At 69.8% G+C, this 14,119-nt stretch carries 13 protein-coding genes; 8 read left to right on the top strand and 5 right to left on the bottom strand.

Features of this window, described 5'->3' with window-relative positions:
- Nucleotides 1–103: 103 nt before the first annotated feature.
- Nucleotides 104–913, top strand: coding sequence for an enoyl-CoA hydratase-related protein (locus tag ABLG96_RS21530; RefSeq protein WP_353649345.1), 810 nt, complete (start codon nt 104–106; stop codon nt 911–913).
- A gap of 137 nt (nt 914–1,050) precedes the next feature.
- Here ABLG96_RS21530 and ABLG96_RS21525 read toward each other — a convergent pair whose 3' ends face one another.
- Nucleotides 1,051–1,368, bottom strand: coding sequence for a hypothetical protein (locus tag ABLG96_RS21525; RefSeq protein ID WP_353649344.1), 318 nt, complete (start codon nt 1,366–1,368; stop codon nt 1,051–1,053).
- Nucleotides 1,369–1,503: 135 nt separating this feature from the next.
- On the opposite strand from ABLG96_RS21525, the gene ABLG96_RS21520 reads away from it, so the two are divergent.
- Nucleotides 1,504–2,583: a LuxR C-terminal-related transcriptional regulator gene (locus tag ABLG96_RS21520; RefSeq protein WP_353649343.1), complete on the top strand. Its 1,080-nt coding sequence runs from the start codon at nt 1,504–1,506 to the stop codon at nt 2,581–2,583.
- A 251-nt stretch (nt 2,584–2,834) separates the two neighbouring features.
- Here ABLG96_RS21520 and pyrH read toward each other — a convergent pair whose 3' ends face one another.
- Together pyrH and ABLG96_RS21510 are read right to left on the bottom strand one after the other, a co-directional pair.
- A complete protein-coding gene (gene pyrH, locus ABLG96_RS21515) occupies nt 2,835–3,554 on the bottom strand; it encodes a UMP kinase (RefSeq protein WP_353649342.1) in 720 nt (239 codons plus the stop codon).
- Between the two features lie 103 nt (nt 3,555–3,657).
- The gene (locus tag ABLG96_RS21510) at nt 3,658–4,533 is read right to left on the bottom strand and encodes a LysR family transcriptional regulator (RefSeq protein WP_353649341.1); all 876 of its coding nucleotides are present in this window, start codon (nt 4,531–4,533) and stop codon (nt 3,658–3,660) included.
- A gap of 79 nt (nt 4,534–4,612) precedes the next feature.
- Between ABLG96_RS21510 and ABLG96_RS21505 the strand changes: the two genes are divergently transcribed.
- On the top strand, nt 4,613–5,215 hold the full coding sequence (locus tag ABLG96_RS21505; protein WP_353649340.1) for a LysE family translocator: 603 nt from the start codon (nt 4,613–4,615) through the stop codon (nt 5,213–5,215).
- Nucleotides 5,216–5,233: 18 nt separating this feature from the next.
- On the opposite strand, the gene ABLG96_RS21500 is transcribed toward ABLG96_RS21505, so the two are convergent.
- Complete coding sequence (locus ABLG96_RS21500) at nt 5,234–6,796, bottom strand: fatty acyl-CoA synthetase (protein ID WP_353649339.1); 1,563 nt, start codon at nt 6,794–6,796, stop codon at nt 5,234–5,236.
- Nucleotides 6,797–7,132: 336 nt separating this feature from the next.
- Between ABLG96_RS21500 and ABLG96_RS21495 the strand changes: the two genes are divergently transcribed.
- Nucleotides 7,133–8,563 (top strand): CCA tRNA nucleotidyltransferase, encoded by a 1,431-nt coding sequence (locus tag ABLG96_RS21495; RefSeq protein WP_353651617.1) that lies wholly within the window; start codon nt 7,133–7,135, stop codon nt 8,561–8,563.
- Nucleotides 8,564–8,977: 414 nt separating this feature from the next.
- Here the strand turns inward: ABLG96_RS21495 and ABLG96_RS21490 are convergent, their stop codons facing one another.
- Nucleotides 8,978–9,832, bottom strand: coding sequence for an MOSC N-terminal beta barrel domain-containing protein (locus ABLG96_RS21490; protein WP_353649338.1), 855 nt, complete (start codon nt 9,830–9,832; stop codon nt 8,978–8,980).
- A 111-nt stretch (nt 9,833–9,943) separates the two neighbouring features.
- Between ABLG96_RS21490 and ABLG96_RS21485 the strand changes: the two genes are divergently transcribed.
- From ABLG96_RS21485 to ABLG96_RS21470, 4 genes are all read left to right on the top strand, one after another.
- A complete protein-coding gene (locus ABLG96_RS21485; RefSeq protein ID WP_353649337.1) occupies nt 9,944–10,918 on the top strand; it encodes a siderophore-interacting protein in 975 nt (324 codons plus the stop codon).
- Nucleotides 10,919–11,042: 124 nt separating this feature from the next.
- Nucleotides 11,043–11,501: a dihydrofolate reductase family protein gene (locus ABLG96_RS21480; RefSeq protein WP_353649336.1), complete on the top strand. Its 459-nt coding sequence runs from the start codon at nt 11,043–11,045 to the stop codon at nt 11,499–11,501.
- Between the two features lie 228 nt (nt 11,502–11,729).
- Complete coding sequence (locus ABLG96_RS21475) at nt 11,730–12,740, top strand: ABC transporter ATP-binding protein (protein WP_353649335.1); 1,011 nt, start codon at nt 11,730–11,732, stop codon at nt 12,738–12,740.
- A 38-nt stretch (nt 12,741–12,778) separates the two neighbouring features.
- The gene (locus tag ABLG96_RS21470) at nt 12,779–14,116 is read left to right on the top strand and encodes an ABC transporter permease (RefSeq protein WP_353651616.1); all 1,338 of its coding nucleotides are present in this window, start codon (nt 12,779–12,781) and stop codon (nt 14,114–14,116) included.
- Nucleotides 14,117–14,119 lie beyond the last annotated feature (3 nt).

Genomic DNA, 14,119 nt, shown 5'->3' with positions numbered 1-14,119 from the left:
CGGGGTGTCGCGATGTCGGCACCCGAGTCGGGGGTGAACGGTGGTTCACTCGCGAGTGTAGGCAGGCCCGCGACAGTCGGATCGAGAACAACCCTGGAGAGCGATGAACGTGCAGGACGAGCAGGTCCGGGATCGGATCCTGGTGACCGTCGAGGGCCCCGTCGCGCGGATCACCCTCAACCGTCCCCGCCAGCTCAATCCGTTGGACCTGCAGATGTTCGTCCGGCTCGGCGACCTGATCGAGCAGTTCGACGCGGATCCCGACGTCCGGGTGATCGTGCTCGGCGGCGCCGGTGGTGCGTTCTCATCCGGGATCGACCTGCGTTCGGCGGGCGCCGCGATGGCGCACCCGGGAGCCATGCCGGACGGTGCCACCATCGACGCGGCCAACTTCTTCACCGCGGCCGTGCTGCGTGGGTCTACTCCGGTGGTCGCCGTCGTCCGCGGAGTCGCCGCCGGGATCGGTCTGTCGGTGGCGCTCGCCGCTGATCTGGTGATCGCGGCCGAGTCGGCCTACTTCCTGTTGGCGTTCAGCAGGATCGGGCTGATGCCGGACGGCGGGGCGACGGCCCTGGTGACGTCCAGTGTCGGTCGGGCGACGGCGATGAGGATGGCGCTGCTGGCTGACAAGCTCACTGCACCCGACGCGGCGGCCGCCGGGCTGATCGCGATCTGCGTGCCCGACGACGAGATCGACGGATGTGCGGACGGCATCGTCGCCCGGCTGGCCGTCGGCCCGACCGCCGCATACGCCCGCACGAAGCAGGCCATCAACGCGACCGCCATCACCGACCTCGAGGCGGCTCTCGCCCGGGAACGTGAGGGACAACTCGAGTTGCTCGCCTCCAGCGACTTCGCTCACGGCCTGGCGGCGTTCGCGGCGAAGCGGACCCCGACCTTCCGTGGCCGCTGAACCGCCGGGGCTCCCTCGAGCCGCACTCTGGAGCGTCAGCCGCACGTTGGTGCGTCAGCCGCATTCCGGATGGTCGTTCCCGCACCGAATTGCGCCGGTTTCCGACCACTGAGAATGCGGCAGCGGTGGAGGTTCCATCACGCCGGTGCAGCGCTCGGCATGCCGTCGGGAATGTCGGCGCCGCCGGCGCGCTCGGCTCGGGCGACCTGCTCGAACACCTGGACGTTCTCGATGTTCCACGCTCGCTCGTCGTCGTGCTGGGTGGCGCGCGGCCCACGGGCCGCGGCGACGACGTCTGCTTCGGCGTCGAACAGGACCACGCCGAGGCCGTCGACACCGTCGGTCGAGCAGAACCACTGCCCACTGACGAATCCGGGTAGCCCGCAGGCGAAACCGACGACGTCTCGCCGGAGGTGGGCGATCACGTCCGATCGACGATCCGGGTCGAGACTCATTCGCACCACCATTGCGTACATGGCCGGTCCTTTCACATCGGGGATGATGCCCGCGACGCTAGGGATTTCGACTCCGACGAACCATCCCTCATCCTCGGGATGTCGCATCGGCGCATCAGTTGGCACACTCGTGCGATGACGGGCTCATGGAGCCTGGCGCGGAGCGTTGAGCGGATCGAGCGTCTCTGCGCCTCGACACTGGGCGAACGCGACCTCCGGGTCGGCATCGTCGCTGAGCTACGCCGGTCGCTCGGCTTCGACGCCTACGCCTGGCTGCTGACCGACCCCGTCACCTCCGTCGGGAGCAACCCGGTGGCCGAGGTCCCCGCCCTGTCAGCGCTTCCGACCGTGATCAAGCTCAAGTACTCGAGTCCGATCAACCGGTGGACGACCTTCGCCGGCCCACCGCATCCGGTGCGGCTGCTGAGCCGAACCGCCGCCGACCCGCTGGATCCGTGGCGCGCGATGTTGACGGGATACGGCATCGTCGACGTCGCCTCGACGGTGTGCCGGGACCGTCATGGCACCTGGGCGTTCCTCGACCTCTGGCGGGACGGGACGAGCGGGCCGTTCACCGACGACGAGGTGGCTGTCCTCGTCGCCGCCGGCAGCACGATCACGACTGCAGTCCGACGACGCCTGGCGGGAACGTTCCTCGCCCCGGCAGCGTCCGTGCCACGCGACGAGGGTCCCGCCGTTCTCATCCTCGACGATGCGCTGTGCATCACCGGTCAGACCGTCGCGGCCACCGCATGGCTGCAGCGACTGCTGCCGACGACGCCCGGCATGGCGCCGATCCCGGCGGCTGCGTACAACGTCGCCGCCCAGCTGATCGCCGTCGAGGCCGGCGCCGACGACCATCCCGCCTCGGCCCGCACCCACGTGCCGGGCTTCACCTGGGTCACGGTGCGAGCGAGCAGACTGGCCGCGAGCGGGACGTCAGGACCCGGCGCGATTGCCGTGTCGATCGAGGAGACTCCCGGGGCCGAGCGTCGCGACGTGTACGCCCGCAGCCATGCATTCAGTCCCCGCGAGCACCGGCTCGTGCGGCTGCTGGCCCGCGGCCTGGACACTCACGAACTGGCCGAGGCCATGTCGATCAGCGACTACACGGTCGGCGACCACCTCAAGTCGATCTTCGCCAGGACGGGGCTCAACAGCAGGCACGCGGTACTCACTGCCGCCCTCGGTGCATCGACCGAGCCGCCCGCTTGAGCGTCGGGCGATCCTCGACGGTCGGCCGCATGCTGGAACGTCGGCCGCGTCTTCGACGGTCAGCCGGATGCTGGAACGTCGGCCGCATTCTGGTCGGTCAGCCGCATGGTGGAGCGTCAGCCGCATTCCAAATGGTCGTCTTCGCACCGAAATGCGTCTGTTCCTGACCAATGAGAATGCGGCAAGCGGTTGGCGGCCGCGAAGTTCGATCTGCTGGACCTCGAGGGAGATCCCGTCACCCCAGGAACGTGTCAGCGCTGGACGAGCGTGCCGAGATCCTCGCCCCGGCAGATCAGGCTCATCGCTCCTGCGGCGGCCACGTCGAAGACGTGCATGGTGAGGCCCTGTTCGTCCGCGAGTACGAACGCGCCGGTGTCCATCACCTTGACGCCCCGATCGATGGCCTCCCGATAGGTGAGCCTGTCGTAGCGCACCGCGTCAGCATCGATGTTCGGGTCGCTGCTGTAGATCCCGTCGATTCCGCGCTTCGCCACCAGCAGTGCGTCGGCGTCGACCTCCAGCGCCCGCTGCACGGACGGGTAGTCGGTGGTGACGTACGGCTGCCCGATGCCGCCGGCCAGGATCACGATGGCGCCCTTGTCGAGATGACGGATGGCGCGGAGCCGGATGAACGGCTCGGCCACCGACTGGATCGGCATGGCCGTCATGACGCGCACGTCCACCTCGCCCAGACCGGTGAGGGCTCCGCGGAGCATGAGAGCGTTCATCACGGTGCCGAGCATGCCGATGTTGTCCGCCTCGGCCCGGCTGATCCCCCACTGGTCGGCCATCGTCCCGCGGAAGTAGTTGCCACCTCCGACGACCACCGCCACCTGCACGCCCAGTGCGTGCACCGAGGCCACCTCGCGCGCCAGGTGTTGCAGCCGAGCGGGATCCACACTTTCGCCGCTGTCGGATGAGAGGGCCTCGCCGCTCAGCTTCAGCAGTACCCGGCGGTAGCGAAGACTCATGACCACATCCTCTCCCAACGGGGCTTGCTGTCGACGAGTCCATCGGCAACGGGGTTCGAACGTTCGCCGATCGCGACGCGCGCTCACCCGGTGCCTGCGCCCGTCACCGGAACAAGGTCCGGATCCGTCGTGCCAGTTCACGCACTCCGGTGTCCTGCGCACCGACAGCAGACAGGTGTAGATCGATGGCGACCGATCGCAGCGGCGGAAGTCCGTCCGCCCCGGCGCCGGTGGCCAGCACTTCGAGGCCGCTGGGGATGCACGGGGCGAGCGCGGCGGTCACGGCCAGGTCCATCCGGACGGTGGCGAAGGTGGCGTCCAGGTTGCCCTGGTCGAAGACCATCCGCCAGGTGACGTCGGCGGCGCGGAGTCCCTCGAGCACCAGCGGCCGGAACGCGCAGGTGTCCGAGACGAGCGAGACCGGCAGGGGGCGTCGCTGGTGTGCCCGGCCACCGACTGCCCCCACCCAGACCAGCGGTTCGACGGTCAGGCGCTTCGCAGTGCCGTTCGGCAGGCCAGATTCGGCCGGCACCTCGACGACCGCGAGGTCGATGCTGCCGGTCGCCAGTTGGCTCAGCAGTACGGGGGACGATTCGCAGACCAGGGACAGCTCGGTGTCCGGGAAATCGGCGACGAAGGACTGCACGGCCGGCGGCAGCAGCGTCCCGACGAGGTCGAACGGCACTCCGAGGCGCACCTGCCGAGTCACCTTCGCGCCGTTCAACGCCGACCAGGCCCGATCGTTCTGCGTCAGGAGCGACCGGGCGGGCTGGACCAGCCGTTCACCGTCGTCGGTGAGGGTGAGGCCGCGGCGGCCGCGGACGAACAACACGCAGCCGAGCGTTCCCTCCAACCGGGCGATGTGCTGACTCACCGCACCCTGGCTCAGCCGCAGGATCTCGCCGGCCGCCGTCATGCTCCCGTAGTCCGCGGCGGCCAGGAACGACCGGACCTGGTGCAGATCCAGCAGAGGTGTCATCCAGCCATCATGAATGCTGATGACAGAGTTGTCTGCCACTGATTGCTGAAATGTCTGGGAAGCCACTACCACTGTGGTCATGGATGCAGACGTCGTTCTCGGCCTGAGCGGCTTTGCGCTCATCTCGACCATCACCCCGGGTGGCGCAACCGCCATCGCGACAGCCACCGGAGCCCACTTCGGATTGCGCCGTTCGCTGCCCGTGCTCAGCGGCATCTGCGTGGCGCTGGCGATCATGGCCGCGGTGGCAGCTGCCGGTCTGAGCGGGTTGCTGACGGCTGTTCCGATCCTCGCACTGGCGCTCAGGATTGCGGGAACCGCCTACCTGCTGTGGCTGGCCGTGCGCACGGCGCGGAGTGGGTCACCGCACCAGGCGGAACGCTCGAGCGAGCCGATCAGCCTGACCGGTGGCGCTGTGCTGCTGTTGTACAACCCCAAGGGCTGGGCGATGACGACCGCGGCGGCCGCCGCCTTCTCGACGCTCTCTCCGCATCCGGTGACGCTGGCATTGGCCTTCGCCGTCGTGTTCGCCGTCGCTTCGGGCATCTCGCTGACGGTGTGGTGCCTGCTGGGAATGGGGCTGCGCCGCGTTCTGCGCACACCACGGCAATGGGCCGGACTGAATCTCATCCTGGCGGTCCTGCTGGTCGCCTCGATCATCCCGATCTGGTTGGAGGGCTGACCCAGTCCGCCCGCGTCGTCAGTCCGCCCGGGTGCGGAGCTCCCGCTTGAGCAGCTTGCCCGACTGGTTGCGGGGCAGTTCCTCGACGAAGTGCACGGACTTGGGCACCTTGAACGGCGCGAGGGTCGCACGGCTGTGGGTGCGCAGCTCCTCGGCGCTCACGGTGGCGTCCGGCTTGAGCACCACGAACGCGGTGACGGCCTCGATCCACTTCTCGTCCGGAGTGCCGATCACCGCCACCTCCGCCACCGCGGGATGCGTGTACAGCGCATCCTCCACCTCGCGGGAGGCGACCAGCACGCCGCCGGTGTTGATGACGTCCTTGATCCGGTCGACCACGGTGATGAAGCCGCCCTCGTCGATCCGCACCAGATCACCGGAGTGGAACCATCCGCCGGCGAACGCCTCCGCAGTCTCCTCGGGCTTGTTCCAGTAGCCCTCGCACAGCTGCGGCGAGCGGTAGACGACCTCGCCGGTACCGCCGGGCGGCACCTGTTCGCCGGCGGAATCGATCACCCGGAGCTCGACGAACAGCACCGGCCGGCCGCACGAGTCCGGGCGTTCGTCGTGCTCCTCCGGACGCAGAATGGTGGCCAGCGGCCCGATCTCCGACTGCCCGAAACAGTTGTAGAACAACAACTCCGGGAGGGCGCCGCGGAGTCGGTCGAGTACCGGGCCAGGCATGATCGACGCTCCGTAGTACGCCTTCGCGAGCGAATGCAGGTCGCGGGTGGCGAAGTCCGGATGCTGCGACAGCGGGACCCAGACGGTCGGCGCCAGGAACAGCGAGCCGATCGAGCGCTCCTCGATGGTGCGCAGCACCGCGCCGATCTCCGGGACCTCGAGCAGATGGTTGGTGGCACCGATCATCAGGTACGGCATCGTGAAGACGTGCATCCCGGCCGAGTGGTACAGCGGCATCGCCTGCAGCGGTTCGTCATCGGCGCGGAAGTCCAGCCCGTGGATGGACGACAGGTACTCGTGCACCAGGGCGCCGTGGGTCATCATCGCGCCCTTGGGACGTGAGGTCGTGCCGGAGGTGTACAGCAGCTGGACGAGATCGCTTGCGGGAGTGACGATCTGCGGCACCTCGCCGCTCGTGCTCCGTTCGATCAGTGAGCCCTCGGCGTCCCGCAGCGCGATGGTCGGCAGGCTGCCGAGATCGGTCAGGGTGGCCAGCAGCGTCGGCGCCAGCGCCGGGTCGAACAGCACCGCCGAGGCACCGGAGTCGGTGAGCAGGTAGCCGAGTTCGGATCCGGTGAGCGCGAAGTTGACCGGGACGTGCACCAGCCCGGCGCGCGAGCAGGCGAGGAACGCGATCAGGTAGGCGTCGGAGTTCTTGCCGAAGGCGGCGATCCGGGAGCCCGGTGCGAGGGCCAGCTCACCCAGGATGCCGGCGGCACGGCTGACGGCGTCATCCAGTTCCCGGTACGTGAACTCACGGTCGCCGAAGGTGAGCGCGGTCTTCTCCGGCGTGCGCCGGGCCTGTCGGCTGAGTACTGCGTCGACCCGGTCGGGGTGGGTCTGCGACCGCTGGTCGGCCGGTGGCAGGTACGCCGACCGGTGCGGTGACGTGGTCATCTCGGCTCCTCTGCCGGACCTCTGGCGACCGGGTCCGGCGTCGACACGAAGGGGGTTTCGATGAGCGGGACTGTATCCCCCGACACCGGCCGTTGGTGCCGTGAACGCAGGACAGCGCACGCAGCGAGCGTTCGGTCGACCACCAGGCCGATCCGCGCTCTGCGTGCAGTCTCCGGTGAACGCCGGCCGCCAGCTGGTCCGGGACGGAGAAGCGTGCCACCAGAGGTGCGCCGGTCCGTAGAATCGGTCCACGTGTCCACGACTCCCCCTCCCGGTGCAGCGTTGCCTGCTGCTGCCGCTCCGGCCGAGGCTGCTGTCAATGCCCCCGAACCAGCCCTGCAGCGGGCGCTGACCCGCGCCCAGCAGGAGGCGGTCGCCCAGCTGATGAAGATCTCCCCGGTGGCTGACGTCCTCGGAAAGCTGTTCGCGACCAACGGGTTCCAGCTGCACCTGGTCGGCGGGTCGGTTCGGGATGCCCTACTCGGACGGCTCGGGAACGACCTCGACTTCACCACCGACGCCCGGCCGGCGGACATCCAGCGGATCGTCGGGCCGTGGGCCGATTCGATGTGGGACACCGGCATCACGTTCGGGACCGTCGGCGCCACCAAGGACGGCTACGTCCTGGAGATCACCACCTATCGCAGCGATCTGTACGACGGCGACTCGCGCAACCCCGAGGTCACCTTCGGTGATGATCTGGAGCACGACCTGGTTCGCCGCGACTTCACCGTCAACGCGATGGCGGTCTCGGTCCCTGGCCACGTCTTCACGGACCCGCACCACGGGATCGAGGACCTGGCCGCTCGCAGGCTGGACACCCCCGGCACTCCGCAGCAGAGCTTCGGCGACGACCCCCTGCGGATGCTCCGCGCGGTCCGCTTCGTGGCGCAGATCGACCTGGTGCCTACGCCGCGGGTGGTCGAGGCGATCACCGCCATGGCCCCGCAGATCGCCCGGATCACCACCGAGCGCATCCAGGTGGAGCTGGCCAAGTTGATCTGTTCACCGCAGGTGCACGCCGGGCTGGAGCTGCTGACGGCAACGGGCCTCGCCACGCTGATCCTGCCCGAGCTGCCGGCGCTGCAGATGGAGACCGACGAGCACCACCAGCACAAGGACGTCTACCAGCACTCGCTGACGGTGCTCGACCAGGCCATCGCGCAGGAACAGGACGGCCCGGATCTGACCCTGCGGCTCGCTGCTCTGCTGCACGACATCGGCAAGCCGGCCACCCGGCGCTACGAGGACGGCGGCGGCGTCAGCTTCCACCACCACGAGGTGGTCGGCGCCAAGCTGGTGCGCAAGCGGCTCAAGGCGCTCAAGTTCCCGAAGCGGATCATCGAGGACGTCGCCGACCTGACGTTCCTGCACCTGCGGTTCCACGGCTTCGCCGGCGGCCGGTGGACGGATTCGGCGGTGCGTCGCTACGTCACCGATGCCGGAGAGTTGTTGCCCCGCTTGCACAAGCTGGTCCGCGCCGATTCGACGACTCGCAACAAGCGGCGCCGCGTGGCGTTGCAGGAGGCCTACGACGCCCTCGAGGCCCGGATCGAGGAGATCGGTGCGGCCGAGGATCTCGCGAGGGTGCGGCCCGACCTCGACGGCAACGCGATCATGGAGCTGCTCGGTATCCCGGCGGGGCCCGTGGTCGGCAGAGCGTGGACGTACCTCAAGGAGTTGCGCCTGGAGCGCGGCCCGCTCGACCGGGACGTCGCCGAGCAGGAGTTGCTGGCCTGGGCGCGCGCCGAGGGAATCACCGACTGACGCTGGTCGAGCAGCGAGGAACGAGCGTGTCGAGACTGGGGGCGCCCGCGGATGAGGACGCTGCTTCGACAGGCTTCGCTCGGCCGCGCCGGTTCGCAGGCTCCCGGCGCGGCCATCGCTGCAGAGGGCTGCGCAGCGTCCTCATCCGCGGTCCCTCGGTGTCGATGATCAGCGCGCGGGTACACGTGCCCGCCCGCGTGGGTTCGAGGGGGAGAGGAATCGGTGGTCCCCTTCGTCTCGTTCCTCGCTCAGGACAGGGAGCAAGGGAGGGACGACCGAGGCGGGCCGCGTCATCGGATCGGCAGGAATGCTTGCTGGGACGCTCGATTCGGCGTTTTTACGCCGAGCGGATGAGCAGGGCGCGGCCGGATTCGGATGATCGAGGCTCCGACCGCTCGACCAGCGGCGATCAGGTCAGCGGGGCGGGCCGTCGGGGTCGGGCACCGATTCCAGGATTTCGATCTGGTCGCCGAGGCGGATCTGCGTGCCGGGGGTGTCGGGGATCAGGTTCATCCCGAACCAGCTCTTGCCGTCCCAGCGGCGGTGTTTCACCAGCGATGCCAACGGTTCCCGGCCGCGGGCGGCGGTGTCGGGATCGACGGTCGTCATCACGCACCGGTCGCAGCCCTTGGGGGTGCGGAAGATCGCGTCGCCGATCCGGATCCGTCGCCAGCCGTCCTCGGCCCAGGCCGCGGGCATTCCGCTGACGACGACGTTCGGTCGGAACCGGGTCATCGACAGCGGCCACTCGTCCGGGAACCGGCCGGCCGCAACGAGATCGTTGAGCGCGTCCAGCGACTCGGTGCTGGTCAGCAGCAGCGGGAACCCGTCGGCGAGGGACACCCGGTCGTCGGGCTCGGCGTGGTCGGGGCGGACCGGCCTGATGTCGGGGTCACCCAGGTACACCAGCCGCAGCGGGGTGCCCAGCACTTCGCTGAACCAGGCGTCCGCGCCGTTGCCGGCCGAGGACGCCAGCAGCTCGGTCGAGTGCACCTTCACCGGGATGTCGGTGGGTCCGGTCGGGATCGTCACCACCAGATCACTGCGGTCGGCGGCCCGGATCGTCAGCCCGGTCGCGGTCAGCTCGGGCCGGATCAGCATCAGTTCCGGCTGTTCACGCGCCGTCAGCCCCTGCCCGTCAGGGAGCACCAGCATCCAGGTGCGGTCACCCTGCGGCCCACTGCGGTCGATCGTCAACTGCTCGACAGGATGGCCGGCGAGGGATTTGACCGGGTAGCGGTGCAGGGCGGTCACGTGCGGGTGGGTCACGGGTCCCAGTGTGACGGGCGGCCGACGCGCCCTCCACCGGGGCGGTCCGGTGGCGAGCGGTGAGTGATCATGATCTCGCGCAGCCAGGTGAGGACAGGCTAACCTGAACATATGCTCGCTCAGGATGTCCTGCCGTGGACCCTGTTCGGCGCCCGCGCCGCCGTGATCCGCGAGGTGAGTCCGCACCTCGTGCGGGTGACGTTCGTGAGCGCCGATTCCGGCGAGGACACGCTGGTGGACTTCGCCGACGCCGGCGCCGACACCAGGGTCAAGCTGCTGCTCCCGCCCGCGGTCGGAGGCCTCGACCGGATCGTGCCCGGTGGCGACTGGTACCAGCAGTGGCGGGAACTCCCCGACCACCGCCGACCGGCGATGCGCACCTACACCGTGCGCGCCGTCCGACCCGCGACGGTCGACCGCAGAGCGGAGGTCGATGTCGATCTCGTGCTGCACGGCGTCGTCGGTCCGGCCTCGGCCTGGGCGACCGCACTGCTGGCCGGTGAACGCGGGACCGGGCCCGAGATGGACCGGGAGGTGTTGCTGTGCGGCCCGAATGCTGCGCATGGCGGTCCCTACGGGGGACGCGAATGGCTGGCCCCGTCGCCGGCGCGCGACCTGCTGCTGGTCGGTGACGAGACTGCGCTGCCGGCGATCGCCGCCATCCTCGAGGAACTCCCGGCGGACGCCACCGGTACGGCGCTGATCGAGATCCCCTCCGCCGTCGACGAACTCGATCTGCGCACGCCCGCCGAGTTCTCGGTCCGCTGGCTGCCGCGTGACGAGGTACCCGAGGTCGGTCAGGGCGGGTTGATGCTGCGGGCGGCACTCGGATGGGTGCCGTGTGACGCTGCTGCCGCCGAAGCCTTCGTGGCGCAGGACATCCCGGCTGACGAACTGTTGTGGGAGGTCCCCGGGCCGGACGACGTCGTGGGCTCCGTCGCGCAACCCGGTATCCGCGCCTGGGTCGCCGGCGAGGCAGGGGCGGTGCGGGAGATCCGCCGTCATCTGGTCGGCGCCTGTGCGTTGTCCCGCCGCGAGGTGGCCTTCATGGGCTACTGGCGGATGGGGACGTCCGAGGCCAACTGACGCACGTGCCCGATGCCTGGCCGGAGCTCTTCGACCGGTCAGATCCGTAGCGCCCTGGCCAACGCCGCGACGGTCCGGACGTGTTGCTCGGCGCGATGGCGGCTGTTGGCCGGCTAGGGGTGCGGTGCGGCGAGTACGGGCCATCAGCCCGGACGGCTACGCCGGAGGATCGGGTGGCGACCTCGGCGTCATGCCGCTGGACGAAGCGTTCGACATCCACCATGCCCACCTCATCGCAGGCGCTGACCGGCTCGTCCACGGAGACGACCTACCGGGCGATGTGAGTCGCTGGCCCCAGGTCCCGTCCGACCCGGACGCCTCCGACGCCGAACGGGAGATCGCCCAGCGCTGCGCCGACGGCATCCCTGTCATCTTCGGCAGCCGGACTCTCTTCACCCACCTGCTCCGCGAGGGTCTCGTGGACCAGCTGCCGATGATGGTCGGTCCGAAACTGGTCGCGGGGGATCGACCCGTGTTCGACGCTGTTCCGATGACCGAGCTGCGGCTCCGGGACGTCACCCGATTCCCCGATTCGGAGAACGTGGTGCTCGACTACGACGTGCTGCCCCCGTCCTCGGAGTGATGCGATGCGCGACCGTCAGCGTCGACCTTCCCGGGATCGACCACTACGGATCGCACGACCGCCGGCACTCCAGTTCGCCGAGGTAATTGTTCGTCCAGGTAATGATCCGACGCAGATGTGGCCGTCCGTTCATCTGCTGTCCCGCTGGCTGTTCCGTCCCTTTCCCCGAGACCCCTAGCGTCGTCCGGGTCGGTCCCGACATCCGGTGGCCACGTCGAGGAGAGCACCATGCAGACAGTCCCCGCGGTGCGTGCGCGCGGGGTCGTCAAGACCTTCGGCGCCGTCGTCGCACTGGACGGCGTGGACATCGACATCGCCGAGGGCCACGTGCACGGCCTGGTGGGTCCGAACGGTGCCGGCAAGACGACCCTGCTGGGTCTGCTGCTGGGTCTGGCTGTCGCCGACCGCGGAACGCTCGAGGTGCTGGGCAGGCCGATGCGCCGCGCCCTCGCGCTGCCCGACGGCGTTGCAGGGTTCGTCGACGGGCCGGGTCTGTATCCGGAGCTGACCGCCCGGCAGAACCTCGTCGCCCTGGCGTCGTTGCGCGGCGACCGCAGGCCCGGCATCGACGACGCCCTCGACACCGTCGGTCTGACCGACGTCGCCGACGACCGGGTGCGTGGGTTCTCCCTCGGCATGCGCCAGCGATTGGGCCTGGCCACCGCCCTGCTGACGCGCCCGCGCCTGCTCGTGCTCGACGAACCGGCCAACGGCCTGGACGCTGCCGGTACCCGCCACGTCCACCGGGTGCTGGGTCGGCTCGCGGCCGGCGGTGCGTCGGTGGTGATGTCCAGCCACCGGATGGACGATCTCACCGCGCTGTGCACCGAGGTCAGCCTGCTGGTTCGCGGGCGGGTGGTGTTCTCCGGTCCGGTGGGCAAGCTCGCGGCAGAGACCGGCGCGATCGACCACCGGCTCCGCACGTCCGACGCGACAGCGGCCCGACGTCTGGCCGGGATCACCCCCGGGGTACGGGTACTGCCCGACGACGACCTGCTGCAGCGTCAGGACGCCGAGGCCCTGCTCGTGCGGGGGTCGGTGGAGTCGATCGACGACCTCGTCGCCCGACTCGCTCACGCCGGCGTGGCCGTGCGAGAACTCTCCCCGGTCGTGTCACCGCTCGAGGCCGCCTATCTCGCACTGACAGGCACCGAGCAGGGCCGGGCAGACGATGACGCCCTGCGGTCGTCCTCGCACCGGGGAACCCAGGACGCCATCGATGACGGGACGATCCGGTGACGGCATCGACCACTGCCCGGCCCGACCCGGCGGAAGAACTGGAGCGGGGGGACGTCGCGCCCGCACCGCTGTGGCGCGGGTACCGCTTCGAGCTGGTGAAGCTGCTGGCGCAGTGGCGACTGCGCCTCGTGGCTCTGGTCTGCTGGCTGGTGCCCGGACCGGCGGTGGCCGTCATCGGTTCCCAGACCACGCTGCCGACCGACACCGTCTTCGGGCGCTGGATGGGTCAGACCGGGTGGGCCGGATCCCTGGTGGTGCTGGGCTTCGCGTGCAGCTGGGTGCTGCCGCTGGTGACCTCGCTGGTGGCCGGGGACGTGTTCGCTGCGGAGGACCGGCAGGGAACCTGGCGCCACCTGCTCGTGGCGGTGCGCTCCCCGCGGCGGATCTTCCTCGCCAAGGCGCTGGCGAGCCTGACCGTCGTACTGGCGCTGGTCGTGGGTCTGGCGGTGTCCAGCGTCGTCGGTGGACTCGTGGCCGTCGGCAACCGCCCACTGGTCGGGCTCGACGGCCAGCAGATCGGGCCCGGCGACGCCGCGGTGTCGGTGATCCTCGCGTGGGTGGTGGTGCTGGCGCCGACCCTGGCCTTCTCCGCAGTCGGCCTGCTGGGCTCGGTGCTGTTCGGGCGCTCGCCGATGGGTCTGCTGACACCGGTGGTGCTCGCCCTGGTGCTCGCCCTGGCCCAGCTGCTGCCGCTGCCCGTCCTGCTGCGCATCGCCCTGCCCAGCTGGTCGTTCCTGGCCTGGCGCGGGTTGTTCACCGAACCGGCCCAGGTCGGCCCCATCGTCGCCGGAGTGCTCGTCGACCTCCTCTGGGCGCTGCTCGCAGGCGTCCTGGCCTACGTGGTGTTCGTGCGTCGCGACTTCACCGACCCGGCCTTCGACGGTGCGGGGGCCCGGGTGGTCGCGACTGCCCTGGCCCCGCTGGCGGTGGCGGTGGCCGTCACCGCCGTCGTGTTGGCCGTGGTCACCCCGGCGGCGGATTCGGGCATTGATCGGCCCAAGCTGGAACGCTCCGTCGCGACCGCGTACGCCCACCTCTACCGGCTGCAGGCCCGGGAGCTGGCCCGACCCGACGTACCCGAGGCGCAGCTGCGTACCAGCGCCTCCTGCAACAAGGGCGGCGATCTGGTGGAGGACACCGGCGCCGGCAACGACTGGCGCTGCGTCGTCAGCTGGCACATCCCCGGCGCCACCGCGGTGGGTTCGGCGATCTACCAACTCGACGTCGATCCCGACGGGCGCTACGTCGCCGACGGGGACGGTCCCCAGTCGGTCAACGGTTTTTTCCAGGTGCGCACCCCCACGGGTGACGCGCCGAATCCGCTCTGGCAGTTCGACGGCTCCGTCGATCTGTTCTCCGCACTCCAGAAGGGCTGAATC

This window comes from Nakamurella sp. A5-74 (genome assembly GCF_040438885.1).
Taxonomy (GTDB): Bacteria; Actinomycetota; Actinomycetes; order Mycobacteriales; family Nakamurellaceae; genus Nakamurella.
This window is presented reverse-complemented; position numbering and strand designations above follow the sequence as displayed.

What these genes read in the sequence shown, in the direction of transcription:
- ABLG96_RS21485 (WP_353649337.1), top strand. Translation starts at nt 9,944, where the DNA reads ATGCTCGCTCAGGATGTCCTGCCGTGGACCCTGTTCGGCGCCCGCGCC.
- ABLG96_RS21475 (WP_353649335.1), top strand. Translation starts at nt 11,730, where the DNA reads ATGCAGACAGTCCCCGCGGTGCGTGCGCGCGGGGTCGTCAAGACCTTC.
- ABLG96_RS21510 (WP_353649341.1), bottom strand. Translation starts at nt 4,533, where the DNA reads ATGACACCTCTGCTGGATCTGCACCAGGTCCGGTCGTTCCTGGCCGCC.
- ABLG96_RS21520 (WP_353649343.1), top strand. Translation starts at nt 1,504, where the DNA reads ATGACGGGCTCATGGAGCCTGGCGCGGAGCGTTGAGCGGATCGAGCGT.
- ABLG96_RS21500 (WP_353649339.1), bottom strand. Translation starts at nt 6,796, where the DNA reads ATGACCACGTCACCGCACCGGTCGGCGTACCTGCCACCGGCCGACCAG.
- ABLG96_RS21530 (WP_353649345.1), top strand. Translation starts at nt 104, where the DNA reads ATGAACGTGCAGGACGAGCAGGTCCGGGATCGGATCCTGGTGACCGTC.
- ABLG96_RS21505 (WP_353649340.1), top strand. Translation starts at nt 4,613, where the DNA reads ATGGATGCAGACGTCGTTCTCGGCCTGAGCGGCTTTGCGCTCATCTCG.
- pyrH (WP_353649342.1), bottom strand. Translation starts at nt 3,554, where the DNA reads ATGAGTCTTCGCTACCGCCGGGTACTGCTGAAGCTGAGCGGCGAGGCC.
- ABLG96_RS21525 (WP_353649344.1), bottom strand. Translation starts at nt 1,368, where the DNA reads ATGAGTCTCGACCCGGATCGTCGATCGGACGTGATCGCCCACCTCCGG.